Source organism: Acinetobacter sp. YH16032 (assembly GCF_013417345.1).
In the GTDB taxonomy this organism is placed as follows: domain Bacteria; phylum Pseudomonadota; class Gammaproteobacteria; order Pseudomonadales; family Moraxellaceae; genus Acinetobacter.
Genome location: NZ_VPEE01000012.1, coordinates 48,344 through 71,891 on the forward strand (window position 1 = coordinate 48,344; position 23,548 = coordinate 71,891).

Sequence of the window (23,548 nt, forward strand, 5' to 3'; positions counted from 1 at the left end):
TTTGAAAAAGTCTTGTGCTAAGATTTGAACAAGGCCAATAGAACTATTCAATAAATATGACCACTAACGCTTTTGATTTCGGTCTGCTCATTGAAGCAGAACAACTTGTTCCTCATTTAGGAAGTGAAAAGTTACGTATTGTTGATTTGACCCGAAGTTCGGTCTATGAGCAATTACATATTCCGCATGCTATACATCTGAAGCCAAAATTTTTAGTGCGCCAAGAGGAACAAACTACGGGTTTATTGCCTGATGATGAAGGGCTTCAGCAGCTAGTCCAGATATTAAACATATCACCTGAGCATCATGTCGTGGTCTATGATGATGAAGGTGGGGCATGGGCTGGTCGACTGATCTGGAATTTACACTGTATGGGTTTTTATAACACCAGTTTATTAAATGGTGGTATTCATGCATGGTTAGGCGCCAACTATCCTACTTCTTCAGAAGTTGAAGAGGTTCAGCCAGTCACATGTCTTTTTCAAGTTAAGACATCCAATGTTGATCAACACCGTATTGATTATTCAACTTTAATAAAAAAAATTGAAAATAAAACTTGCCAAGTATGGGACTGCCGAACGGCTGAGGAGTATACCGGGCAACGTCTCGCGGCACGTCGTGGTGGACATATTCCAACGGCTAGACATTTTGAGTGGAGTACTGCACTTAATCGTCAAAATCATTTAAAATTGCACCCCTTAGAACGCACGCAACAACGTTTAGAACAATTGGGCTTTCAATTTGATCAGCCAGTCGTCGTATATTGTCAGTCTCATCACCGTTCAGGTTTAGCTTACATTATTGGTCGATTACTGGGTTGGGATATCCAAGCTTATGATGGTGCGTGGAGCGAGTGGGGCAACCGCCTCGACAGTCCAATCATTACTGGAGAGTCACCTGAGTGAGTCTGACAAATTTAAAAAAGAAACTATTTATTCAAGCGCAGCAAATCGTCCCGCAACAAAAACTCAGCCGTTTGGTGGGTAAAGTCGCAGCCAGTGAAAACCCAGTATTAAAGAATGTTGTCATTCAAGCATTTAAAGCAAAATATGGCATTGATATGTCAATTGCTGAGCAACAAAATGCTTTGAAATTTAAATCCTTTAATGAGTTTTTCACTCGCTCTTTGAAAACAGGCGTTCGTTCAATTGATTCTAATCCTAGAAGTGTCGTGTCACCTGCAGACGGTGCAATTTCACAATTAGGTAAAATCAATGAGGGCGATATTTTTCAGGCAAAAGGTCAAAGCTTTTCAGTTGAAAAGTTAATTGGTGATCCTCAATTGGCAGCACCATTCAAAAATGGTGAATTTGCAACCGTGTACTTATCACCGCGTGATTATCATCGTGTGCATATGCCTTATTCTGGCACATTGACTGAAACTTTATATATTCCAGGTGAATTATTTTCAGTCAACCAAACTACAGCTGAAAATATTCCGGGTTTGTTTGCACGTAATGAACGAATGGTATGTTTATTCGATACTGATGTTGGTCGTATGGCTGTTGTTTTAGTTGGTGCAATGATTGTTGCTGGAATTGAAACTGTTGCGACAGGTAAAGTAAAACCAACAGGTCGCTTAGAGCTGAACCATCATGCGATGAAACTTGAAAAAGGTGATGAGCTCGGACGTTTTTATTTGGGTTCAACTGCTGTAGTTTTGTTTGAGAAAGATAAAATGCAATGGGACCAAGCATTCAAGGCGAACTCAACTGTAGTAATGGGTGAAGCGTTGGGTCATCTTATTTGAGTATATCTTCTGAATAAAAAAAAGCGCCTAAGGCGCTTTTTTTTTATTCGTGTATTTTATACAAGCGTTCTTTGGGAAACACGGCAATAAATGTAGAGCCTTCGTTTTCTTTCGACTCGATTTCAATATGTGCGCCATGTTGCATAAGTACGTGCTTAACGATGGCAAGGCCTAAACCAGTACCACCTGTTTGACGACTGCGTGCACTATCCACACGATAAAAACGCTCAGTTAAACGCGGTAAGTGTTTTGGATCAATTCCAATACCAGTATCCTGAACAGAAAAATAGCCACGTTCCCCATCATCATGCCAGCCGATGGTAATGGTGCCACCTTTCGGGGTGTACTTTATGGCATTGGTAATTAAGTTACTAAACGCACTCGCCAATTCCATATCTGAACCAATTAAGTCACAGTGGCTGTCTATATCAAGGTTAAGTGTATGACCATAATCAATATTGTAAGCTTGCGCGTCATCGAACAGATGGTTCATTAAACTTGGCATTTCGATAATTTGATTTTTCGCAATTTGTTTTTCATTTTCTAAACGAGACAAAAGCAAAAGATCATTGACCAATGCATTCATGCGTTTAGTTTGCGATTGCATTTGTTCAAAGGCACGTTTCCAACGCGGATTGATATCTTCTTGATCTGTGAATGTTTCGATATACCCACTTAACACTGTGAGTGGTGTTCTTAATTCATGTGAAATATTGTCAACAAAATCTGAACGCATTTGCTCGAGATTTTTCATACGGGTAATGTCGTGCGCAACTAAGAGGCGACTTTCATTGCCAAAGCGAGTCAGTTTGATTTGCGCGTACTTATTATCATGGTTCACCAATTTAATTTTTACACCATCTGGTGCTTGATGGGTATTATGAAAATATTCAATAAAATCTGGCTGGCGAATAATCGTGAGCAGGTTACGGCCACGATCAACAGCTTGAATCCCAAATAGTTTTTCCGCAGCAGGATTCCACCATTCGATTTGATGGGAATCATCCGTAAGAATAATCGCTTCTGATAAAGCTACGAGAGAAGATTGAGTTCGATCGATCAGTCCAACCATTTCAGACTGAACAATACGTTCTTGGCGTTGAGCCCGATATACATTGAACAGTAATGCCCCCCAGATTCCATTTAAATTTGGTGGTACATCGTAAGGACGATTCGAAATCCAATCATTGACTAAATATAATGAGCGTAATTGGATACCAAAAAATATGAGACAGGCAATGCCTAAGCATATCCAAAGATAGCCAATCCCTAACCCGATACAGCCCGCAATAATCAGTAGAAATACCAGTAAACGTAAGTCTTGCTTGGCAAAAGTCCATAAACTGCTATATAGAAACTTTTGATGTTCACGTGCCAATTCTGGGACGGGGTAGGGTTCGTACATAAAATCTAAATTAACCTAAAGCAACATCAGCTCGTGTTGAAAAACGATAGCCAGTACCACGCACAGTTTGAACATAACGGTCTGCACCATAAGGTTCGAGCACCTTACGTAAGCGACGGATATGGACGTCGATGGTTCTGTCTTCAATATACACATTTCCACCCCATACCTGATCAAGTAATTGAGCACGGGTATAGGCACGTTCTGGATGAGTCATAAAGAATGCCAATAGACGATATTCTGTTGGCCCCATATCAAGAATATTTTGATTATAGCTGACACGTTGGCTTACTGGGTCAAGAATTAAGCCATTTGCATCAATGGTTTTTTCGCCATTTAACGCATTTGCACGTCTTAACACCGCTTTAATACGGGATACCAACTCACGTGTTGAAAATGGTTTCGTCATATAGTCATCTGCTCCAGCATCAAGACCTTGAACTTTATGGTCTTCTTCGCCACGCGCAGTCAACATAATGACTGGAATTTCTGAAAGTGTTTCATCACGCTTAAGGCGACGACACAAATCTACGCCACTCACGCCACCCGGTAACATCCAGTCGAGTAGGATAAGCGCTGGACGTTGATCAACAATCATTTGATGTGCTTGTTTCGCATCTTCTGCTTCCAAGCATTGAAAGCCTGCCATATCTAAAGAAGTATGGATCATTTCCCGAATTGGGAGCTCGTCGTCGACAATTAAAATGTAGTCATCTTTCACAACGCAATATCCTATGATGAACGGTGAACCGTTTTATATTTATGACAGGCTTATTACAAAGATTAATTATGACAGTATCATTGCAAGATGGAAATCGAAGTTAAATATAGCAATGTTTTGTGACAATTAGGCTGATATTTTGTCTCATTGATATTTATTAATTTGAAATTAAATCAATATCTTAAATTTACTTACGATTTGTCACAATTTCTTCATCTTAATTTGATGCTACTTTTTCATTAGATCATTCAATAGGGCGAGAAAAACGGTTTTACATGCCTGAACGACCTCAGCACGTGGAAGTTTAAAACCACCTACTACCCAGCGAACAGCAACTTGAGTGACATAGCCATTTAGACCAGTTGCAATCAAGGAGATCTCTTTTTCAGTGAGATGGGTATGTGGCATCATTAATGTGACAAAGGCATGAATCATTCGGTCGAAACGGCCCATTGTTTCTTGAATGGTTGCATGATTATGAAGTTCTTGGACGAGCATTGCATCAATATAAATAATCCGAGCGGTACGCGGATCATCTTCTAAAAAACTAAAGAACGCATTTAGACCTGCATCAATCATGTTTAGAGGCTCAGGAGAGGCTTTCATAATAGCTTGCATTAATGTTTGTTGAAGCTTCTCAATCAGTTCTAAAAAGATCGTTTGGAATAAGTTTTCACTTTTCTTAAAAGATTCATAAAAGTAACGTTCAGTTAATTTCGCTTGTGTGCAAATATCTTTAACGGTTACTGAGAAAAAACCATGAGCTCCATATGCTTCAATACCCGCTTCAATAAGTTTCTCACGGCGTGCTTGTTTGCGTTCAGTTAAGGACATCCCTTTAAATTGACGCTCTTTTGCGGGAGGCTTTTCAATCGCTTGCTCGTGTTCTGATGGAGTGAGGTTCTCTGGGTTCATAGCAATTCGAGTCTTTTTATAAAAGTGTTATGCTGCGGTCAGTATAGAGTACTGATCAGCTAAAGATACTAAATTGGCCTATAGTAACAATAAAAATGGTCGATAGTTACATTGACAATAATAATTGTCAAAATTATAGTGAACATGAATGACCCAGATCAACGCTGTGGTGCATAAAAATCAAAAAAAGGATTCACAATGAAAAATTTTAAAAACAAAGTGGCTGCAATCACAGGTGCAGGTTCTGGTATTGGTCAACAACTTGCGGTGTTACTGGCTAAGCAAGGTTGTCATTTGTCTTTAAGTGACGTAAATGAAAAGGGCTTAGCAGAAACAGTTGAACTGACGAAGAATGCAAATGTACGAGTCACAACCAAAAAAGTAGATGTTGCGAATCGTGACGAAGTTAAAGCATGGGCGGCTGAAACTGTACAGAATCATGGTTCAGTGAACATGATTTTCAACAATGCTGGGGTGGCATTGGGTTCGACCGTTGAAGGTGCAACATACGAAGAGTTGGAATGGATTGTTAATATTAACTTCTGGGGTGTCGTATACGGCACCAAAGAATTCTTACCATATATTAAGAAAACAGGTGATGGACACATTATCAACATTTCAAGTCTATTCGGTTTAACTGCGCAACCCACTCAGTCTGCTTATAATGCAACTAAATTTGCTGTACGTGGTTTCACTGAATCTCTTCGTCAAGAGCTAGATATTGAAAATGTGGGTGTGAGCGCGCTTTGCGTACATCCAGGTGGCATTCGTACCAATATTGCGAAAGCTGCAAAAATGAATGACAGTTTAAAATCTTTGGGCATGAATCCACAGAAATCTGCACAGACATTTGATAAATTATTACGTTGTCCACCTGAAGAAGCAGCGCGTCAAATTCTAGAAGCAGTGCAAAAAGATCGCCGTCGTTTACTGATTGGTAACGATGCGAAAGTGATTGATTTAATGCAACGTGTGATGCCAACGGGCTATCAAAAAGTGACTGCATTTGCGACTAAAATGAGTAAACGTTTCGATTCTAAATAATCGTTAAAAAAACCCGCGTCATGCGGGTTTTTTATTTTCTTGATTTTTAATTTAAATCAGTACTTGAACAGTTTTCTTTTTCCAAACAAATTGATAATACAAACCTTGCATCACACATAAGCAAACGAAAGCCAAAGCATAAGCGTACCAGATTCCCGCCAGCCCCCACCATGCGCTAAATAGATAAGCTGCTGGGAGTTCAATACAGAGTATGGCTACAATATTGATGATCATTGGCATAGTCACAGTGCCACTTGCACGCATAATTGAGGCGAAAATAGCACTCGCGCCAAAAAATAAAATTGACCACAGCACAATAAACAATAATTGTTGCCCGAGTATCACAACTTTTTCATCTGTAATAAATAATGCCATGAGATATTTTGAGAACAAATAAGCCAAGATTACGAGCCCGCCTGTAAAGACAAAATTCATGCCCAGTGCTGTTTTAGTTACACGTGATAAAGAATCGGCTTTACCAGCACCAATCGCTTGAGCCCCAAAAATAGAAGTGGCAATTGCGATAGACAGAGCAGGGAATTGGATATAGTTCAAAACCTGATTGACTGCGCCATAAGCAGCTGTTGCTTCTGAACCATAGCGATTGACCAAACCGACAATGACTAAACCTGCCACAGAAGTCGTGACCATTTGAATGCCTGTAGGAACACCAAGCCTGAGAATAATTTTGCTCAGTTCAGGATTGTGGCGTACATGTTTACACATTGCTAAATCTGGACGTAATGGATGATTTTTTTTATTTAAATAAACGTACAGAAAAATAAGGACGGCCAGATAACCCACAATCGTAGCGATGGCGGGTGCAATGATACCCAATTGAGGAAATCCAAAATATCCAGCGATGAGAACAGGAGTAATAAAGAGCCCAATTAGACTGGTCATTCCCAAAGCGATGAGAGGTGTAATGCTATCACCGACACCACGTAAGATAGAGGTATAAATAATATAGATAAAGAGGAGTGGGCTACCTGCTAACATCCATTGAACATAAGGCAAAGATAAATGCATGACACTTGGGTCTGTGCCCAAGGCCTCAAGAATGTGGCGTGCAGATAGAACACCTAAAATGGCAATAATCGTCCCGCCGATCAATGTCATAAAAATAGTAGAGCCGACAACTGCTCGAACTTTTTCTAAATTTTGTGCTCCCCACGCTTGACCAACCAATACCGTCGAGCCAGCCGAAAGCCCAATTACAAAAGCCAAGAGACAGAACAAAATAGGGAAGAAGACTGAAACAGCAGCAATTGCTTGGACGCCCATCATTTGCCCGACGAAGATCGTATTAATTGTGCCTGATAAATTTTGCAGGATATTGGTTGCAATCAGCGGAACTAAAAAAACTAAAAAAACTTTCCAGAAACCAGGTTCATCAATCGGCCGTAAGGTTCTCGCCATATATAAGTCTTATCCATTATTGTTTTCTATATCAACGGATTGACCTTAGCACCTTATCATTCAAATTGCTTTAGTAATAAAGTAATCCGTTGCATCTCTTTTCGTTATTGTGATTAAACCTTCGTTAAAATTTCTCCTGCAAGATGCAAGGTTTCTTCTTGTTTTGCAAAACAGACTCGAATGAGCTTCAGATCTTGAGGTGGCTGTTGATAAAACACTGATATAGGAATCGCTACCAGTTTGTGTTGTTCTGCAAGATATTGGCACATTTCTATATCTGTGAGCTCAGGTCTTAGTGTACTGAAATCTAAGTTTTGAAAATAAGTTCCTGGTGACGGCAGATATTGAAATTTTGAATGTTGAATTCCATGGATGAATAAGTCACGTTTAGCTTGATAAAAATTGGGGAGATCTAAAATATGTTCAGGATGTTGTTCGATGAATTGATTAAGCGCGACTTGAATCGGATGGACACCACAGAAATTGGCAAATTGATAAATTTGACGAAATACTTTCATCAGTGCCTGAGGTGCAACGCAATATCCAGTTTTCCAACCAGTAACATGAAACGTTTTTCCGAATGAACCAATCACAAAACTACGATCTCGAAGTTCAGGAAAACTAAGCGCAGAATAATGTTGTTGACCATCAAACACTAAATGTTCATAGACCTCGTCAGAAAGTACACAAATGTTTTTATCCTGAATCAACTCGATCAGTTGTTGCCAATCTTGCTTGGACCAAATTGCACCTGAGGGATTATGTGGTGTATTTACAATGATTAATCGCGTTCGTTCATTTATTCGATCTTTCACCACATTCCAGTCAACATGGAAGTCTGGATGTATCAAGTTGATATGGATCGCTTGCGCCCCAGCGAGTTTCACTGCAGGTGCATAACTATCATAAGCAGGATCGAAAATAATTACTTCATCTCCAGCATTTACAACAGCTTGAATCGCACACAAAATTGCAGTCGTTGCACCAGGTGTAATGGTGATTTCGCTGATCGGGTCTAAATCGACTTGGTCTCGTTGGCAGAATTGGGCTGCAATTTTTTGTCTTAAACTCAGCAGACCGTCACCAGGTGGATATTGGTTATAGCCTTGTTGTGTGGCTTGAGCTAAAGCTGCAATTAATTCAGGAGGAGGTGGAAAATCAGGAAAACCTTGAGAAAGATTTAACGCGTTCAACTTTTGGGCGAGTGCTGACATCACGCTAAAAATAGTGACACCTAAGTCTGGTAATTTAGATTCAATTTTAATCATGCTGGATAGTAATATTTAGCCCGTTTCTTCGTAGTTTAGCAGTTGAAATGCCTGCACTAAATACAAATATCTGCGACATATTCGTTTTAATTTTCATAAGATTCTAATGATCTTCAATTAAGTTTAAAACCTTAGATGATCTATGTGATCTCATGTTAAAAATGATTGATCTGACTTTGCTTCATTTCATTTTTTAACCAATTTAAAAAAATAATCTTCCGAGGATCTTCAATAAATCTAGTATGGGACAGTAGATAATAGGCAGAACCATCCTGAAGAATTGGTGTTATTTTTTTTACAGACTTGAGCTCTAATTCTTTTTCAATCATGTAGATAGAAATGATCGTCTTTCCTAGGCCAGCCAAGCAGCCTTCTAAACATAAGTAAAAATGCTCTAATTCTATTTTGGAATGTTTCTTCAAAATATCTTTGAGTTCATCCAATTGGTGTAATTTTTTTGAAAAATAAGGGCGTGATTTAGAAATTAACAATTCTTTGGTTTTAGGGTGGTGAGATGCTTGGACTGCCACAATATATTCATCGCCAATTTTCTCACTAAACAGATGCGACCCCCATTCAAAATCATTTCTTCGTATAGCGATATCGATATTATCTTTTTCAAAGTCGACTACACCACCACCTGTGAGCAAAACTATTTCAAAATCATGTCCAAGTTTTTTAAATTCAACAAGTCGTGGAATTAACCACTTCATCGAAATGGTTGGTTCACAGGACAGTACCAATTGTTTGTTTTCAGTTTTATTTTGAGTTAGTCCAATTAAACAATCATCCAATTGATTGAAAATATTCTGAGCGCAATGAAAAAGAGTTTCTCCTTCTTTGGTGAGTATCAAGGTTTTATTTCGTCGTTCAAATAATGTGATATTTAATATTTCTTCGAGATTGTAAATTTGCTTACTGACGGCACTTTGCGTAACAAATAATTTCTTTGCTGCAATCGTGACACTGCTGTATTTAGCGACAAAATAAAAAAACTTCAGTGAATTCAAAGATATTTTTTCTATCATTCCAAAAACTCATGTATTTTTAGTCGATTTTATTGATTTTATTTTTTTAACTTTTGTTCAAAATGAAGATTACCAAAAGCAAAATAAAGCTAATACAATGGAAAATATATTAAAATTCAGTCCATTTAACAAGCAGCATCTCGATGAATACACATATTCAAAAGAGATAATCAACAAGGGTTATGCGTTTATTGATTTAAATACATTCCAAGAAATACAGAAAAATAATAATTTTCACGATGTTAATGAGCAAGATGTCAGTGATTTTATAGACAGTTGGAACGCTCTAGATTTAGATCAATTTATGTCGGATAAAGGTAAATATCGAACAAGAAAACATGCAACTTTACTATTAATGATAAGCATAAAATTTTACTGAAAAATTCTTATATTCCTCATTTTCAGACGATTGAATACAACACTTTGAATGGTGGAATTGCGAGATATTTTTCAGAGATTGATAAAAATACAATTGAAAATCCAATTTTTAGAAATTTACTACAATTCGCATATCTCACCTTTTCAGAAATTGAAACTGAAAATTGGTTTATCGAAGCGCATCAATTTCGCATTGAAGCAAAATTTAACGATAGTGGTAAGCCAACCCCTGAGGGGATACATCGCGATGGGGTGGATTTCGTTTTAATGGCCATGATCAACCGTCAAAATGTTCAGGGTGGAATGACCCGAATTTATGACTTAAATAAGAATTTGAAAGCAGAATTTATGCTTGAAAATTTTTTAGATATCGCACTTGTGGATGATCATCAGGTCTATCACAGCGTAACGGAAATCAAAGTCAATGATTTTACGTTGGGTGATATTGGATTAAGAGATGTATTAGTGATCACGTTTAAAAAGGCATAATGAATGGGTGAGTTTATAGCAGTTATTCTCATCACCATACTCGCTGTTGTGAGTCCTGGTGCTGATTTCGCTATCGTGACAAAAAACAGTTACTTATATGGTAGAAGGATAGGTGTTCTCACTTCACTGGGAATTTCTTTAGGTGTGTTGATTCATGTTACTTATACGCTCATTGCTGTCGCATTTGTCATGGCGTATACACCTCAAATTCTAAATATTGTGAAGTATATTGGAGCCATCTATCTCATCTATATCGGTTATAAAACTTTTGTACAAAGTCCGGTTGTCGAGACGTCATCAACTGCTGCAATTAATCCTTTTCAAGCAGTGAAATATGGCTTTTTCACCAATGCACTTAATCCTAAAACGACTTTATTTGTGATTAGTACATACACTCAGATCATCAGTGTGAGTACGCCGAAAGCGATTCTGGTCGGTTATGGGCTATTTATGTCTTTTGCTCATTTTTTATGGTTTGGATTGGTGGCTTTGCTTTTTTCATCGATTGTTTTAAGACAGAAAATGTTAGCTAAGCAAGTACAGATTAACAGAGTGATTGGAACTGTATTATGTCTGCTAGGGATAGCACTTCTGTTTGCTAAATTTCAATAATAGGGTAGCAATATGAAAAAGATGGCTTTTATCGATATGGAAGGTGTTCTTGTCCCTGAAATATGGAAACACTTTTCAAATGTATACAATATCCCAGAGTTGGCGATTACAACTCGAGAAGTCGCAGACTATAAGTCTCTGATGGAATTTAGAATTAATTTACTGAAAGAAAATAAAATTCCTTTAAAACAATTAATCGATGACATTAAAGAACTGGATGTCATTCCAGATGCTAAGGAGTTTTTAGAATATTTGCAAAAGGCTGAAAATTTTGAAGTTAACATTATTTCAGATTGCTTTTATGAGTTTTTATTTCCCTTTTTTGAAAAATTAAATCTTTCTGTTAAAAATACATATTGTCATCACTTAGAAATTGGACCAGATGGATTTATAGAAAATGTTCTGTATACACGAGATAAAGGGAAACATGAAATTATTGTAAAGTTCCAAAAAGAAAACGTTTCAATGACCAATAGTATTGCGATCGGTGATGCATTCAATGATTTTTCGATGTTGCATTTAGTTGATTATGGTTTTTTATTTCAACCCTCAGAAGACGTGAGAAAGAACTCCCCAGCTTATTTTTGTAAAGTAGACTCTTATCAAGATATTATTTCACATTTAAATCGTAAAAAAATTATGTAACCTTATAATATTATTATGGTTTATATAAGATGAAGCAGATAGGAATGACTCTAGTGATAGCTTAGTTCTTTAAATGGATTAAGAATAATAAATACAGCCCATTCATGCAGAAATGGGCTTTTTGATGACGTCAATTCACAATGAATTCAATTTTAGTCAGCGACCAAATTTAAATTTCATTTCTAAGTTAAATCAAAAATTCAACTGCTGCTCGGATGATCCCTAACACTAAACCGATAAATGCACCAACGACAACACCGTTGACGCGAATCATATGTAAGTCACCACCGACTTCATTTTCAATTTTATCGATCATTTCTCGTGAGTCCCATTCGTGAATGCGTTCACTGATAAATAAAATGACTTTTTCGCTGTATTGATCACTGAGATTGACTGCCATTGAACTCATTTTTTCATTTAATACTTGGCGTAATGCAGGATTGGAAATGATGTTTTGACCGACTTGCTGAATCGCAACACGTAAATTTTCAGCTATACCTGAATCTGCTTTCTCCAAATCTTCACGAATGGCATTGCACAGAATGACGACGGCACCAGTAATAAAATTTAAAACTTGAGGACTATCTAACAATGCATTTTTAGTTTCATTTAATTTAAGACTCGCCTGACTTTCAGGATTTGCGAGTTCAGTCATTAAATGCTGTGCAATACTCTCAATTTTTTGACGCCATGGATGCTCTGGATCTGCCAACATTGACTCGACACGCTCTATTAAAGAGTCAATCGTTCTTTGTTGAACATCGATACCGATCCAACTTGCGCCTTTGGCTAAACGCCACACTCCGAGTTCTTTAAATAGGGTGCGGGTTAGCTCCCGAGTTTGTTCAGGATGTGAAGTCACCCAACCGTGCGCAACATCGAGACCACGTTGTAAAACATCTTGGTGGAAGTCATTTTCTAATACGGCACGAATCATTTCACTGGCCAGGGTATTGATTTGAGTGTTCTTTACCCATTGCACACTGTTAGTTTGAATAAACCTACCGACTTGTTCTTGTCCAACAAACTCAAAAACTTTAGGCACTGTCTGTTGAATCACTTGAGTCACTTGACGATTGTTATCTGGATTGGCTAGCCATTGTCCTACTGCCAAACTCACATCTGTTTGACTCAAGCTTTTTGCCACAATCTGTGGCGATAGGAAGTTTTCTTGAACAAAACGTCCCATGGATTCTGCAATACGCGCTTTGTTACGTGGAATAATTTCGGTGTGATCTTTTAAAAACTTAGGAATAGGGATACGGCCGAATGGGTTCCGAAACAAAACCGTAATGGCATACCAATCTGCTAAACCACCAACCACACCTGCTTCAGCAGACAACATTAAAATATGAATAAGCCAAACATATTCTGGAAAAATTTTGGCAGCCACCATGAGCGATATCCAAGCCAATACAGCGACAACCAGTGCGATCATGGCAAACCGTTTGCTTCGATCCAGACTAGGGGTAGTCATTGTTGGTGATACACTCATGCATAATTCCTATGTAAGCTGTTGTATTAATATTATTTTATTGTGATTGAGAAGGCTGTGTTTGTACAGGCAGTATGTCGCCTGTAGCACTTAAACCATATTTAGACCCTAAGGCCTGTAAAATTAAACGTGCATCAAAAGCATCTTGAGGTGCTGTTTTTTGATCTTTAAAACAGGTGATGGTATAGGCTACTTGAACTGGCTCTAAACTGACCACCTGTGGCACATCATAAAAAGGATCAAAGAACATAGGATGTCTACGATATCCATAACCATACGGGTAAGGATTGGAATAAACCACAGCTTGACGAGGTGGTTGTTGTGTGCGATTGCTTGGATCATCTTGGACTTTAAAAAAATGAAAGCCCTGTTTGACTGTTGTTTGTGCAGCTTTAAGTAAGGTTATTTCTTCAGCTGTACCATAGCTCATGTTAGATGAGCCTTGAAAACTAATACGATACGTTGATTGGTTCAAGGGAATAGTTGCGAATTGCCCAAGCTGATCAAATGTACGCGGTTTACTTGGCGTCGTGACACAACCAGACAGCAGGAGCATGCCAGATAATCCCAAAATCATGCATAAGTTTTTCATTTCGCTCTCCTGAAGTCTGTTGTGTCAATATCAATTTAGAAGCTACTGTTTGGCTGTTTTAAGAATTCTATTTCCTCAGGCGTAGAGAGACGATTTAAAATTTCATTACGATGAGGATAGCGGCCGAAACGTTCAATGATGACTTGATGCTTTTTCTCAAAGTCTAAATTTACAGGGTTGCCTAATGCCTCAAACAAACGAAGCGCTTGAGTGTGAATGATTTTTGATTCGCTATGCATGAAAGGCATATATAAGAAGCTACGTTGTTCAGGTTCCAGTTCGAGATCTAAACCAAGACGAACCGCTTCTTGAGCTAGCCCAAGTGCTAATGGATCTTGGGCAAAAGATTCAGCTTTGCCACGATAAACATTACGAGAAAATTGATCCAAGACAATGATTTCTGCTAAGCGTCCTAAAGCAGTTTCCCGCCATGTCCATAGTTCGCCTGCGGCAGCTTGTTGGATGGTGTGACCAATTTGCGCTTGAATAAGTTGATCGAAAGCATCGCTTTTCGCAAACCAATGTGGTTGAGTTTCAGCACTGAACCAAAAATCTATAACGTTGTGATAATTCATATTCTTTACAGTTTGTTAGCATTTATTCTGCAATAAAATCACAAATTTCAGATGTCTTAAAGACTAAGATTGTGTTAAAAATTTGCCAAAATAAAAGGTTTATCCAACTGAAATGTATATGCAAACTGCATTTGGGAATATAAATCACGGTATACTTGATATAAATCAATAATTTTTTATCTCAGTCGTTCTTCTAGATAAGCGAGTAAGTAATGAGTCAACCCGAAGCGCTCTCTGAAACAATTTTACCAAATTGGGTGGATTCGTCGGTGTTTAAAGGTATGTTACGAGGCATTGAGCGCGAAAGCTTAAGGATGCAAAGTGATGGCTTTATCTCCCAGAAAGATCATCCTAAGGGTTTAGGCTCTGCGTTAACTCATCCTCATATTACGACAGATTATTCTGAAGCCTTACTTGAGTTTATTACGCCTCCTCAATCTTCAATTCCTGAAGCATTAAGCTACTTAGAAGATATTCATGCTTTCACTCATCGACATCTAGAAGATGGTGAAAAGCTATGGCCAATGTCGATGCCATGTATGTTGGATGATGAAGAAGAAAGTATTCGTCTTGCGCAATATGGCTCGTCCAATATTGGTAAATTCAAAACCTTATACCGTCGTGGTTTAGGTGTACGTTATGGTCGTCGTATGCAGACGATTTCAGGTGTACATTACAATGTTTCATTCCCTGATGCGTTGTTTGAGCAGTTGCAAGCAAACGAGCAAGATGAAGCTTTAAAACAGCTCAGTTTGCAGGATTATCGCAGCCATCGATATTTCGCTTTAATTCGAAATTTCATTCGTTTAACCCCATTGGTTATGTTTTTGATAGGTGCAAGCCCATCGGTCTGTCGTTGTTTTATGACGGGTCGTGAACATCATTTATTGCCTTTAATTAAGGGAACATTGTATTTGCCATATGCCACTGCATTGCGTATGGGGCGCTTTGGATATCAAAACTCAGCGCAGAAAGAGTTAGGTATTCATTACAATGATTTGAAAGGATATTTAGCAGGCTTACAAAAGGCGGTGAAAACGTCTTATGCTGCTTTCAGTCGTTTGGGATTAGATGACGAAGCGGGCGAACCGATCCAAATTAATGATCACGTACTGCAAATTGAAAATGAGTACTACAGTCTTGTACGCCCTAAACAAGTACCACAGTCTGGTGAAACACCATCTGATGCATTAGCAAACCGTGGTGTAGGGTATGTAGAATTGCGCGCAGTAGATGTGAATCCATACAGCCCTATTGGTATTAATGAAGATACTGCAGGCTTCTTAGAGGTATTAGCGCTTTATTGTTTATTAAAAGACAGTCCTGAGCTGCTAGATGATGAACTTGAAGTGATTGAACAAAACCAGCAAGAAGTTGTGAATCGTGGACGTGCGCCAAATGCTGCCATTGTTGAAAATGGTCAATCAATTGAAATTGAGACATGGGCAAATCAATATCTCAAACAGATGCAGCCTTTAGCAGAAACGTTAGATCAAGTTCACTTGACCTCGTTGTATTCTGATGCAATGCAAATCATGCAATCACGTGTAGATGAGGTGGATGAAACCTTCTCTGCGAAAATAGTAGAAGATACTGTAAAACATAGTGGTACTTGGAGCTTAGGCAGTGTGCTCGCGCATCAACATGCTGATCATTATCAAAATTATGTGTTATCTCAGGATAAAGTCACCTATTTTGAACAACTCACAGTGCAATCACTTGAACAGCAACAACAGTTGGAAGCAGAGTGTAGTCTAAGCTTTAAAGAATATTTAAAAGCATATCGATAAAAATATTGAGGAAAGTATATGCAGTGGCAAAATTATCGCATGGTGAGTGGTCTGTTGTTTGTAGCCAGCGTGATTGGAATGGCCTTCGCGTTGTATCTCGAACATGTCCAAGGACTTGAGCCTTGTCCATTGTGTGTATTTCAACGGTTAGGTCTGATCGGACTGGGACTGATTTCTTTTATTGCGGTTCTACACAATCCCGTCCGTAATGGTTTAAAACGAGCATATGCTTTCCTAGGGACATTATCGATTTTATGGTCAGCGGGTGTTGCTGCACGTCATGTCTGGCTGCAGAGTTTACCTCCAGATAAAGTGCCAAGTTGTGGGCCTGGTTTAGATTATTTGGTAGATGCTTTGCCGCTTAAAACAGTGCTTCAACAAGTGCTGTCAGGATCAGGCGAATGTGCGGTAGTAGACTGGACTTTCCTAGGCCAGTCTTTACCTGTATGGTCTTTGGTATTTTTTAGTATTTTGCTGATCATCTCGATTTGGCAGTTATTCAGAAAGTATCCTGCTTAAAATAAAAAAGCCAACTAATAGTTGGCTTTTTTATTGAAGATGGTCAGGTTTCTACGATTCCTTCCATGCTTTCTAATTTGATTAAATATTTACGGATTTGCTCTTCAGCTAATTCATCGTGATGTGGATAGAACCATTTAACGATTTGCTCAGCAACACTGGAATGGTATTGAATCTCCATATGATTGAGCCCGTAGAACACAGCTTTGTGTGATTCTGGCAATTTCAGTTGGAATCGCGGATTTGGATGCTCACCCAAAGCACTTTGCACACTCACTAAGTAATCGCCAATGACTTTGAGTGTACGATTTTTACGATTTTCAAACTCAATTGTTCCAGCTACTAAGAATGTATTGATATGTGAAGGCAGCGGTGCAGGTTTACGATTATCATCCATCATGCCAATACGAGCGTGATTGTGTTCCCAGTCATCATCACGGACACTACCATGGCGTAAATCCAAAATACCATCACTGCGAATATTCACAATGTGGCTGGCTAACTTGATGACGGGAAAGTGTCCAATTTTTTCTTGAACGGCAAAGCCAATACGTTCTAGAACCGCACCATGATGTGGAGAACCTAAGCAGACCAAATTCTCTGCCATGTGAAACCATTGATGGAGATTTTGTTTACCATAAAACAAAGCACTTCTAGAAACCAAACCACCCATACTGTGACCGATTAAATCAAGGCTGGTGATACGTGGATTGCGCTTTACCAAGTCTTCAAGCATATTGGCCAACGAACGACCATTCGCTGAAATTCTGCGACCAGTGTTGTAATGCAAATAAAGCATGGTGTTGTTGTCGCGTTGTGCAAGCAGTTTTTCACCAATACCGCCATAGTTGCGATTGGTCCAATCAAGATGATTCATGCACAGACCATGGCAAAAGATCACGACACGACCTGACAGGTCACCCTGTTGTAACTCTCCATAGTGATCATACAGATTACTTGTAATCGCCAACGGATTTTGATTTTTGAGTAAATAGTCGCCAATCACGCCATTAAGAGCACTGACCAAAAAAATCATTTTTGGCGTGAGGGGTTTATCATGGAGTTTCGGAAATTGATCAATGATTTTGCGCAGGGCTGGTGCGACCAAATAATTTCCGTAATTTAGAAGCGTGTCATATGAAAATTGATATAACTTTCGAACGTAGGTTTTCTTTTGAAATTCTTTTGATGTTTTTTTACTTAAACCAAATACGGTTAAGAGCACTTCACGTTGAAGTGATTGAATGAGATTTTGAACAGCAAGGTTAATTGGAGTGCTGACCAGTTGTGCCAAACCTTCAAGCACATCGGCCTGACTTGGAGGAGATCGATCCCATTTACAATAGGTTTCATGTAGTGGCGTTAAACTCGGCATCTAGTCTTATCCTGATAGTGCATGATCATCTAAAGACACTTTATTTTTAGCAATGATCACTGTATAAAATTCCTTGTATTTATCTTATGTTGTTCATCCCGAACAATTTTTAAGATAACTTTGATTTCAGATCGGCTCTAATTTTTTTGTCTGACAATATTTGTTATCGTACAAAAGAGAAACAAATATGTGATCTGATTCACAATAAAAATTAGAACAATTTTGAGGAAAATGCAATTAATCAGTTCATGAATATTATCTATCTACATGGATTTCAAAGTAGTCCTTTTTCGATTAAAGGGCAACTGATTGGTCAGTATTTTGAAAGACATGAACATGTACAAGTGCATTTACCCGATTTAAATATGCCGCCTGATCAGGTCATTACTTCGATTTCGACACTCATCGAGTCTATGTCAAATGTCGTTTTGATTGGGAGCAGTTTAGGTGGATTTTATGCGACGCAGCTTGCCGCGAAACATGGAGTCGCAGCTGTACTGATTAATCCCGCTATGCAACCATGGAAATTATTTAGAAACTTGTTTTCAACGGCGCAGTTTCCTTATCCAGTCACTGCGAATTGGTCGTTAGATGAAGCTCAGCTTGATCAATTGGAGCATATGGCAGTTCCGTTTGTGCAAGATGCAGACAAAATCTTGGTCTTGTTACAACAAGGTGATGAAGTTTTGGATTATCGTGAAGCGGAACGTTATTATAATTGCGATGGTCATCAAGCGTTCCTCATTACGGAAACATATGGCAATCACGCGATGGATGATTTCGCGGATAAAATACCCTTGGTATATCAGTTTTTAGCTGACAGCTTAAAATAAGGAAACAATTCAACGTGTCTCAATATACGGCCCAATCCCTTGAAGTCTTATCTGGTTTAGATCCTGTACGCCGTCGTCCAGGCATGTATACCGATACCACACGTCCAAACCATTTGGCGCAAGAGGTCATTGATAATGCGGTCGATGAAGCATTGGCAGGACACGCGAATAAAATTACAGTGACTGTGTATAAAGATGGTTCATTGTCAGTAGAAGATAACGGGCGTGGTATGCCAGTTGATATTCATCCTGAATATGGTCAAAGCGGCATTGAAATTATTCTGACTAAACTGCATGCAGGCGGGAAATTCAGCACAGATAATTATCAATTCTCTGGTGGTTTGCACGGGGTTGGTATTTCTGTTGTAAATGCGCTTTCCACACGTGTGGAAGTCCAAGTTCAGCGCCAAGGTAATTTGTACAAAATGGCCTTTGAGCAAGGTGAAGCAACGGCACCACTTGAAGTTCTGGAAGGTAAAGCACCTAAACGTGCATCGGGTACCTCAGTTCACTTTTGGCCTGAAGCGAAATATTTTGATTCACCTAAATTTGCATTAAAGGCACTTAAACACAATTTAAAAGCGAAGGCGGTATTAGCTGCTGGCTTACAAATCAATTATGTTGATGAAATTAACGACGAAAAGATCACTTGGCAGTTTGAAAATGGTCTCGTCGATTATTTGATGGATGAGTTGGAAGATCGTGAAATCATCCCTATGCCTGCATTTGTCGCTACAGGTGACGCGGAACGTGCCAGTGCGGAGTTTGCGATTTGTTGGAATGTTGAAGGCGGAGAGAGCATTCAAGAATCTTATGTGAACTTGATTCCAACGGCGCAAGGTGGCACACATGTGAATGGTCTTCGTTCAGGTGTGACGGATGCGATCCGTGAGTTCTGTGAGTTACGTAATCTCTTACCACGTAATATGAAACTTTCAGCGGAAGATGTGTGGGATGGCGTGAACTATATTCTATCTTTGAAATTTCAAGAGCCACAATTTTCAGGTCAAACCAAAGAGCGTCTTTCAAGTCGTGAAGCCTCTGGGATTGTGCAGAACATCGCAAAAGATGCTTTTGCCTTATGGTTGAATCAAAATTCAGAAATTGCAATGCAATTGGCTGAAATGGCGATTTCAAAAGCGGGACGTCGTTTAAAAGCTGCAAAGAAAGTTGAGCGCAAAAAAATCGTTTCAGGTCCAACTTTACCAGGCAAATTATCTGATTGTGTGGGACATAGTTTGGAAGAGTCAGAACTATTTATTGTGGAAGGTGATTCTGCTGGAGGATCTGCCAAACAGGCGCGTGATAAGAATTTCCAAGCGATTATGCCGATCCGCGGAAAAATTTTAAACACTTGGGAAGTCTCTTCAGATGAAGTACTTGCTTCTCAAGAGGTTCATAATATTGCAATCGCAATAGGAGTCGATCCGGGTTCTGATGATTTGTCTGAACTTCGCTATGGCAAGATCTGTATTCTTGCCGATGCAGACTCAGATGGATTACATATTGCGACTTTGCTATGTGCATTATTTGTGAAGCACTTCCCAAGTCTAGTTGAAGCAGGGCACTTATTTGTTGCGATGCCACCTTTATTCCGTATTGATGACGGTAAAGATGTGCATTACGCGCTTGACGAAGTAGAATTAGAAGGCATATTGAAAAAAGCCAAAACTAAATCCCCACAAATCACACGATTTAAAGGTTTGGGTGAGATGAATGCAAGTCAGCTCCGTGAAACAACATTGGATCCCAATACTCGTCGTTTGGTGCAACTAGATTTGGATGATGTGCATTTTACTTCAGGTTTATTAGATAAATTATTAGCCAAGAAACGCGCAAGTGATCGTAAAGAATGGTTGGAACAAAAAGGCAACTTAGCTGAATTAGTCGTTTAATTTTCTGCAGACACGAGCATTAAAGCCCGCAGATGCGGGCTTTTTTATACTTCACAGAGTGAACAATTCACACCACGACAGTTGTGTAGCACTGAACTGCGTGCACTATTTTTATTGGTACCTGGACCGCCCACTAAAGGTCCTGCAAGTTGTTCTGCACCTGATCCTGGGCGCCATTTGGTCTTCATGTTGATTTGTTGTCTGCCAGTAATCATCGGTTTCGCTAAGGTGGGTTGTTGGCAGTATTTGCATTCGATGGTGTCAGTTGCAATCCTAGAAATAGGCACACGTTGTTCAAAAATTCCTTCGCAGTGCTCACAGCGGAAATCGTATAATGGCATGGTCGTGCTCCTACTTATTTTTAAGCATGCGCATGTTTAAAAGTTAAAAAGGAGGTAGCTCGCATGCTTACTCAAGCTACCCCGTAAAATGGTGAAACCTGTAACAGCAATAATGCGCTAATTAGCGTTTATGCCCCCAAAATTTATCGTCATTTAAAGGACCTTGCGGCAAGATATTTTGTTCAAAAATGGAGGTTGGGAGTGAGACGGTACATGCACAGTTTGGAATATCTACAATACCTCCGATACGACCTTCAACTGGTGCAGCGGTAAGTAACATGTAGGCTTGTGACCCAGTAAAGCCAAAGTTTTCAAGATACTTGATGGCTTTTAAACATGCTTGGCGGTAAGCCACTGTCGCATCGAGATAGTGATTTACACCATCTTCAACACTGATCCCTTCGAAAGTCAGCCATTGATCATAATTTGGACGTACATTGCTTGGAACAAAGATGGGTGAATCAATATTGTATTTTTCCATCCCACCTTTGATTAAATCGAAACCGACACGTGTAACGCCATCCATTTCAATCGCACCACAGAAACCAATTTCACCATCACCTTGTGAGAAGTGGAGATCGCCCATTGAGAAGCCAGCACCTTTTTGATAAACAGGGAAGTAAATACGGCTTCCTGCAGCAAGGTCTTTAATGTCTGTGTTACCCCCATGTTCACGTGGAGGAACTGTGCGTGCAGCTTCAGCCGCCATACGATCAAATTCTGGACCTTTCACACCACGCAGAACGGCTGTACGTGGATCAGGAGGGTTTGCTTGACCTTTAGGAACGAGCAATGCTTCACGGCGATTCCATTCTTTCAGTAAATCATGTGATGGTAGGGTTCCCATCAAGCCAGGATGTTTTAAACCTGCAATACGTACACCAGGGATATGACGTGAAGTTGCAAATAAACCTTTCAAATCCCAAATGGCTTTATCTGCCTCTGGGAAATAGTCCGCCAAGAAGCCACCACCATTTTCCTTGGCAAAAACACCCGAAAAACCCACATCAGAAATCGGTTGAATGTCTAGTAGATCAATGACCAACAAATCACCTGGTTCTGCACCTTCAACATAGAATGGCCCTGTTAAAGGATGAGCACGTGTTAAATCCACATTTTTAACATCAGAAATATCGTCAGTATCTTTAATTTGTGCGTCAAGGAAATCCAAACTTTCAATCAGAATTTCTTCACCAGGTTTTACTGATGTCAGAAAAGGTAAGTCTGGGTGCCAACGGTTGTGACCAATTTCGGCTTGCTCCGCAAGTGGAACTCCTGGTTTGATTTTAATATGTTGCATAATGTATCCCCTGTATTGAGGTCAAATAAAGTTTAGGTCTCAGTGTTGTTGTGATGCTTCGTGTATCAGTAACGGATCAAGTTGTTTCACTGCTGGCTCAATCATCTGAATTTGAAGCTTCGTATTGTCGTAATCGATGATGAATTCACTAATGTGCTTGTTGTTTAGAAAAGCTTTCGCGAGTGCAGGTTCAACTAACACTTTAAAACGACGGCTTAAACCCCGAGCACCAAATCGAACATCATGTCCTGAACTCAGGAATCGAATGGCAGCATCGGTCAAAGCAATGGTTCGACTTTGCTTTTTTAGACGTTGGTTCATTTTGTCAATTTCGAGTTGGACTAAGGTTGCAGCAAAATCAGATTCAACTGGCTGATAATGTAAGATTCGCTCAATTCGATTTAGAAACTCAGGATCAAACTTTTTATCGAGTGCTTTTGTCGTGATTTCACTGTCATCTAATTTCAAATGCTTGGCTAAATTCTGGAGTGGTTTTGGTAATTGACTGAGTTGTTTCAGACGCTTTTGAGCATCTTTGGCACCTACATTACTGGTCATAAAAATCATGCAGTTTTTAAAGTCTAAAACCTTTGTACCCGCAGTTAATTTTAAAGTTCCTGTTTCAAGCACATTGAGTAGCCCTCGAATGACTTCAGTACTGGCTTTTTCAATTTCATCAAAGAGAACAATGCCAGGTTTGGAGAAACTCCCTTGAATCAGGGCTTCATCGAATAAAGTATTTCCTTCTTTAGAGCCGACATAGCCTGGTGGGGCACCTGTCAGGGCGGCTGCATAATGCTCTTGTGCCAATGTATTCATATCAATTCGGCAGAATGCATCAGCTTTACCGTGTATCGCTTCAGCAATGAGGCGGACTGTTTCCGTTTTTCCTACACCGGTAGGACCTAACATCAGTGTGACACTTAAAGGACGATGAGCTGCGTTAAAATCTGCTTTCACTGTGGTGAGCATATTTTCAATTTCATCAAGTGCGGCTTCTTGTCCAATAATATGTTCACGTAGATGGGTCATCACGGCATCTGGTTCAAAACTGAATCGGGAAGTACGTGCTATACATTCCTTGCTTTGCATGTCATAGCGTTGTTTTGCCAAACTTTCCTGATTGGCATGTATACGGTCACTGGCAAATGTCATGTTC

Annotated in this window: 24 protein-coding genes; 11 read left to right on the forward strand and 13 right to left on the reverse strand. The window is 39.3% G+C overall.

What is annotated here, in order from left to right; all coding sequences use genetic code 11:
• The first annotated feature begins 56 nt into the window (after positions 1-56).
• Together FTV32_RS08280 and asd are read left to right on the forward strand one after the other, a co-directional pair.
• Positions 57-905 carry a sulfurtransferase gene (locus tag FTV32_RS08280; protein ID WP_180028378.1) on the forward strand — a complete coding sequence of 283 codons (849 nt, stop codon included), beginning with the start codon at positions 57-59 and terminating at the stop codon, positions 903-905.
• Positions 902-1,750 (forward strand): archaetidylserine decarboxylase, encoded by an 849-nt coding sequence (gene asd, locus FTV32_RS08285; protein ID WP_180028379.1) that lies wholly within the window; start codon positions 902-904, stop codon positions 1,748-1,750. Before FTV32_RS08280 ends, asd begins: the two co-directional genes overlap by 4 nt.
• Before the next feature lie 43 nt (positions 1,751-1,793).
• Here the strand turns inward: asd and phoR are convergent, their stop codons facing one another.
• The 3 genes from phoR to FTV32_RS08300 form a co-directional block, all read right to left on the reverse strand.
• On the reverse strand, positions 1,794-3,155 hold the full coding sequence (phoR, locus tag FTV32_RS08290) for a phosphate regulon sensor histidine kinase PhoR (RefSeq protein ID WP_180028380.1): 1,362 nt from the start codon (positions 3,153-3,155) through the stop codon (positions 1,794-1,796).
• Positions 3,156-3,165: 10 nt separating this feature from the next.
• Positions 3,166-3,876 carry a phosphate regulon transcriptional regulator PhoB gene (phoB, locus tag FTV32_RS08295; RefSeq protein ID WP_035264799.1) on the reverse strand — a complete coding sequence of 237 codons (711 nt, stop codon included), beginning with the start codon at positions 3,874-3,876 and terminating at the stop codon, positions 3,166-3,168.
• Between the two features lie 228 nt (positions 3,877-4,104).
• Positions 4,105-4,791, reverse strand: a complete 687-nt coding sequence (locus FTV32_RS08300; protein ID WP_092766555.1) for a TetR/AcrR family transcriptional regulator — start codon at positions 4,789-4,791, stop codon at positions 4,105-4,107.
• A 198-nt stretch (positions 4,792-4,989) separates the two neighbouring features.
• Between FTV32_RS08300 and FTV32_RS08305 the strand changes: the two genes are divergently transcribed.
• Positions 4,990-5,835 (forward strand): SDR family oxidoreductase, encoded by an 846-nt coding sequence (locus FTV32_RS08305; RefSeq protein WP_035264797.1) that lies wholly within the window; start codon positions 4,990-4,992, stop codon positions 5,833-5,835.
• 51 nt (positions 5,836-5,886) lie between these two features.
• On the opposite strand, the gene FTV32_RS08310 is transcribed toward FTV32_RS08305, so the two are convergent.
• The 3 genes from FTV32_RS08310 to FTV32_RS08320 all read right to left on the reverse strand — a co-directional run bounded on the left by FTV32_RS08310 (position 5,887) and on the right by FTV32_RS08320 (position 9,550).
• On the reverse strand, positions 5,887-7,254 hold the full coding sequence (locus FTV32_RS08310) for an MATE family efflux transporter (RefSeq protein WP_180028381.1): 1,368 nt from the start codon (positions 7,252-7,254) through the stop codon (positions 5,887-5,889).
• Between the two features lie 113 nt (positions 7,255-7,367).
• Positions 7,368-8,522, reverse strand: coding sequence for a methionine aminotransferase (locus FTV32_RS08315; protein ID WP_092766553.1), 1,155 nt, complete (start codon positions 8,520-8,522; stop codon positions 7,368-7,370).
• A 155-nt stretch (positions 8,523-8,677) separates the two neighbouring features.
• Positions 8,678-9,550 (reverse strand): LysR family transcriptional regulator, encoded by an 873-nt coding sequence (locus tag FTV32_RS08320; protein WP_180028382.1) that lies wholly within the window; start codon positions 9,548-9,550, stop codon positions 8,678-8,680.
• A 97-nt stretch (positions 9,551-9,647) separates the two neighbouring features.
• Here FTV32_RS08320 and FTV32_RS08325 point away from each other — a divergent pair, with 97 nt between their 5' ends.
• From FTV32_RS08325 to thrH, 4 genes are read left to right on the forward strand one after another with little or no spacing between them, the layout of a single operon-like run.
• A complete protein-coding gene (locus FTV32_RS08325; protein ID WP_092766551.1) occupies positions 9,648-9,929 on the forward strand; it encodes a hypothetical protein in 282 nt (93 codons plus the stop codon).
• Between the two features lie 11 nt (positions 9,930-9,940).
• A complete protein-coding gene (locus FTV32_RS08330; protein ID WP_265734070.1) occupies positions 9,941-10,417 on the forward strand; it encodes a 2OG-Fe dioxygenase family protein in 477 nt (158 codons plus the stop codon).
• Between the two features lie 3 nt (positions 10,418-10,420).
• Positions 10,421-11,029: a LysE family translocator gene (locus tag FTV32_RS08335; protein WP_035264787.1), complete on the forward strand. Its 609-nt coding sequence runs from the start codon at positions 10,421-10,423 to the stop codon at positions 11,027-11,029.
• Between the two features lie 12 nt (positions 11,030-11,041).
• Positions 11,042-11,674: a bifunctional phosphoserine phosphatase/homoserine phosphotransferase ThrH gene (thrH, locus tag FTV32_RS08340; RefSeq protein WP_180028383.1), complete on the forward strand. Its 633-nt coding sequence runs from the start codon at positions 11,042-11,044 to the stop codon at positions 11,672-11,674.
• Between the two features lie 187 nt (positions 11,675-11,861).
• Here thrH and FTV32_RS08345 read toward each other — a convergent pair whose 3' ends face one another.
• From FTV32_RS08345 to FTV32_RS08355, 3 genes are read right to left on the reverse strand one after another with little or no spacing between them, the layout of a single operon-like run.
• Positions 11,862-13,169 carry a DUF445 domain-containing protein gene (locus FTV32_RS08345; protein WP_180028384.1) on the reverse strand — a complete coding sequence of 436 codons (1,308 nt, stop codon included), beginning with the start codon at positions 13,167-13,169 and terminating at the stop codon, positions 11,862-11,864.
• A gap of 37 nt (positions 13,170-13,206) precedes the next feature.
• Positions 13,207-13,761 (reverse strand): hypothetical protein, encoded by a 555-nt coding sequence (locus FTV32_RS08350; protein ID WP_180028385.1) that lies wholly within the window; start codon positions 13,759-13,761, stop codon positions 13,207-13,209.
• A gap of 35 nt (positions 13,762-13,796) precedes the next feature.
• Positions 13,797-14,336, reverse strand: coding sequence for a DUF924 family protein (locus FTV32_RS08355; protein ID WP_180028386.1), 540 nt, complete (start codon positions 14,334-14,336; stop codon positions 13,797-13,799).
• A gap of 212 nt (positions 14,337-14,548) precedes the next feature.
• On the opposite strand from FTV32_RS08355, the gene gshA reads away from it, so the two are divergent.
• Positions 14,549-16,126: a glutamate--cysteine ligase gene (gene gshA / locus FTV32_RS08360; RefSeq protein ID WP_180028387.1), complete on the forward strand. Its 1,578-nt coding sequence runs from the start codon at positions 14,549-14,551 to the stop codon at positions 16,124-16,126.
• Positions 16,127-16,144: 18 nt separating this feature from the next.
• Positions 16,145-16,645 (forward strand): disulfide bond formation protein B, encoded by a 501-nt coding sequence (locus FTV32_RS08365; protein WP_180028388.1) that lies wholly within the window; start codon positions 16,145-16,147, stop codon positions 16,643-16,645.
• A gap of 43 nt (positions 16,646-16,688) precedes the next feature.
• Here FTV32_RS08365 and FTV32_RS08370 read toward each other — a convergent pair whose 3' ends face one another.
• The gene (locus tag FTV32_RS08370) at positions 16,689-18,020 is read right to left on the reverse strand and encodes a hypothetical protein (RefSeq protein WP_180028389.1); all 1,332 of its coding nucleotides are present in this window, start codon (positions 18,018-18,020) and stop codon (positions 16,689-16,691) included.
• A 248-nt stretch (positions 18,021-18,268) separates the two neighbouring features.
• Here FTV32_RS08370 and FTV32_RS08375 point away from each other — a divergent pair, with 248 nt between their 5' ends.
• A complete protein-coding gene (locus FTV32_RS08375; protein WP_180028390.1) occupies positions 18,269-18,853 on the forward strand; it encodes a YqiA/YcfP family alpha/beta fold hydrolase in 585 nt (194 codons plus the stop codon).
• A 14-nt stretch (positions 18,854-18,867) separates the two neighbouring features.
• Entirely contained in the window at positions 18,868-20,748 is a 1,881-nt protein-coding gene (gene parE, locus FTV32_RS08380; RefSeq protein ID WP_180028391.1) for a DNA topoisomerase IV subunit B, read from the forward strand.
• Positions 20,749-20,792: 44 nt separating this feature from the next.
• Here parE and FTV32_RS08385 read toward each other — a convergent pair whose 3' ends face one another.
• The 3 genes from FTV32_RS08385 to FTV32_RS08395 form a co-directional block, all read right to left on the reverse strand.
• Complete coding sequence (locus tag FTV32_RS08385; RefSeq protein ID WP_035264759.1) at positions 20,793-21,089, reverse strand: FmdB family zinc ribbon protein; 297 nt, start codon at positions 21,087-21,089, stop codon at positions 20,793-20,795.
• Between the two features lie 121 nt (positions 21,090-21,210).
• Positions 21,211-22,389, reverse strand: coding sequence for a formamidase (fmdA, locus tag FTV32_RS08390; RefSeq protein WP_180028392.1), 1,179 nt, complete (start codon positions 22,387-22,389; stop codon positions 21,211-21,213).
• Positions 22,390-22,428: 39 nt separating this feature from the next.
• Complete coding sequence (locus tag FTV32_RS08395) at positions 22,429-23,544, reverse strand: AAA family ATPase (RefSeq protein ID WP_051586508.1); 1,116 nt, start codon at positions 23,542-23,544, stop codon at positions 22,429-22,431.
• Positions 23,545-23,548 lie beyond the last annotated feature (4 nt).

Excerpts from the sequence above, each read along its gene's own strand:
- FTV32_RS08280 (WP_180028378.1), top strand. The coding sequence starts at position 57 with ATGACCACTAACGCTTTTGATTTCGGTCTGCTCATTGAAGCAGAACAA.
- phoR (WP_180028380.1), bottom strand. The coding sequence starts at position 3,155 with ATGTACGAACCCTACCCCGTCCCAGAATTGGCACGTGAACATCAAAAG.
- FTV32_RS08300 (WP_092766555.1), bottom strand. The coding sequence starts at position 4,791 with ATGAACCCAGAGAACCTCACTCCATCAGAACACGAGCAAGCGATTGAA.
- FTV32_RS08305 (WP_035264797.1), top strand. The coding sequence starts at position 4,990 with ATGAAAAATTTTAAAAACAAAGTGGCTGCAATCACAGGTGCAGGTTCT.
- FTV32_RS08310 (WP_180028381.1), bottom strand. The coding sequence starts at position 7,254 with ATGGCGAGAACCTTACGGCCGATTGATGAACCTGGTTTCTGGAAAGTT.
- FTV32_RS08315 (WP_092766553.1), bottom strand. The coding sequence starts at position 8,522 with ATGATTAAAATTGAATCTAAATTACCAGACTTAGGTGTCACTATTTTT.
- FTV32_RS08320 (WP_180028382.1), bottom strand. The coding sequence starts at position 9,550 with ATGATAGAAAAAATATCTTTGAATTCACTGAAGTTTTTTTATTTTGTC.
- FTV32_RS08325 (WP_092766551.1), top strand. The coding sequence starts at position 9,648 with ATGGAAAATATATTAAAATTCAGTCCATTTAACAAGCAGCATCTCGAT.
- FTV32_RS08335 (WP_035264787.1), top strand. The coding sequence starts at position 10,421 with ATGGGTGAGTTTATAGCAGTTATTCTCATCACCATACTCGCTGTTGTG.
- thrH (WP_180028383.1), top strand. The coding sequence starts at position 11,042 with ATGAAAAAGATGGCTTTTATCGATATGGAAGGTGTTCTTGTCCCTGAA.
- FTV32_RS08345 (WP_180028384.1), bottom strand. The coding sequence starts at position 13,169 with ATGAGTGTATCACCAACAATGACTACCCCTAGTCTGGATCGAAGCAAA.
- FTV32_RS08350 (WP_180028385.1), bottom strand. The coding sequence starts at position 13,761 with ATGAAAAACTTATGCATGATTTTGGGATTATCTGGCATGCTCCTGCTG.
- FTV32_RS08355 (WP_180028386.1), bottom strand. The coding sequence starts at position 14,336 with ATGAATTATCACAACGTTATAGATTTTTGGTTCAGTGCTGAAACTCAA.
- gshA (WP_180028387.1), top strand. The coding sequence starts at position 14,549 with ATGAGTCAACCCGAAGCGCTCTCTGAAACAATTTTACCAAATTGGGTG.
- FTV32_RS08365 (WP_180028388.1), top strand. The coding sequence starts at position 16,145 with ATGCAGTGGCAAAATTATCGCATGGTGAGTGGTCTGTTGTTTGTAGCC.
- FTV32_RS08370 (WP_180028389.1), bottom strand. The coding sequence starts at position 18,020 with ATGCCGAGTTTAACGCCACTACATGAAACCTATTGTAAATGGGATCGA.
- FTV32_RS08375 (WP_180028390.1), top strand. The coding sequence starts at position 18,269 with ATGAATATTATCTATCTACATGGATTTCAAAGTAGTCCTTTTTCGATT.
- FTV32_RS08385 (WP_035264759.1), bottom strand. The coding sequence starts at position 21,089 with ATGCCATTATACGATTTCCGCTGTGAGCACTGCGAAGGAATTTTTGAA.
- fmdA (WP_180028392.1), bottom strand. The coding sequence starts at position 22,389 with ATGCAACATATTAAAATCAAACCAGGAGTTCCACTTGCGGAGCAAGCC.
- FTV32_RS08395 (WP_051586508.1), bottom strand. The coding sequence starts at position 23,544 with ATGACATTTGCCAGTGACCGTATACATGCCAATCAGGAAAGTTTGGCA.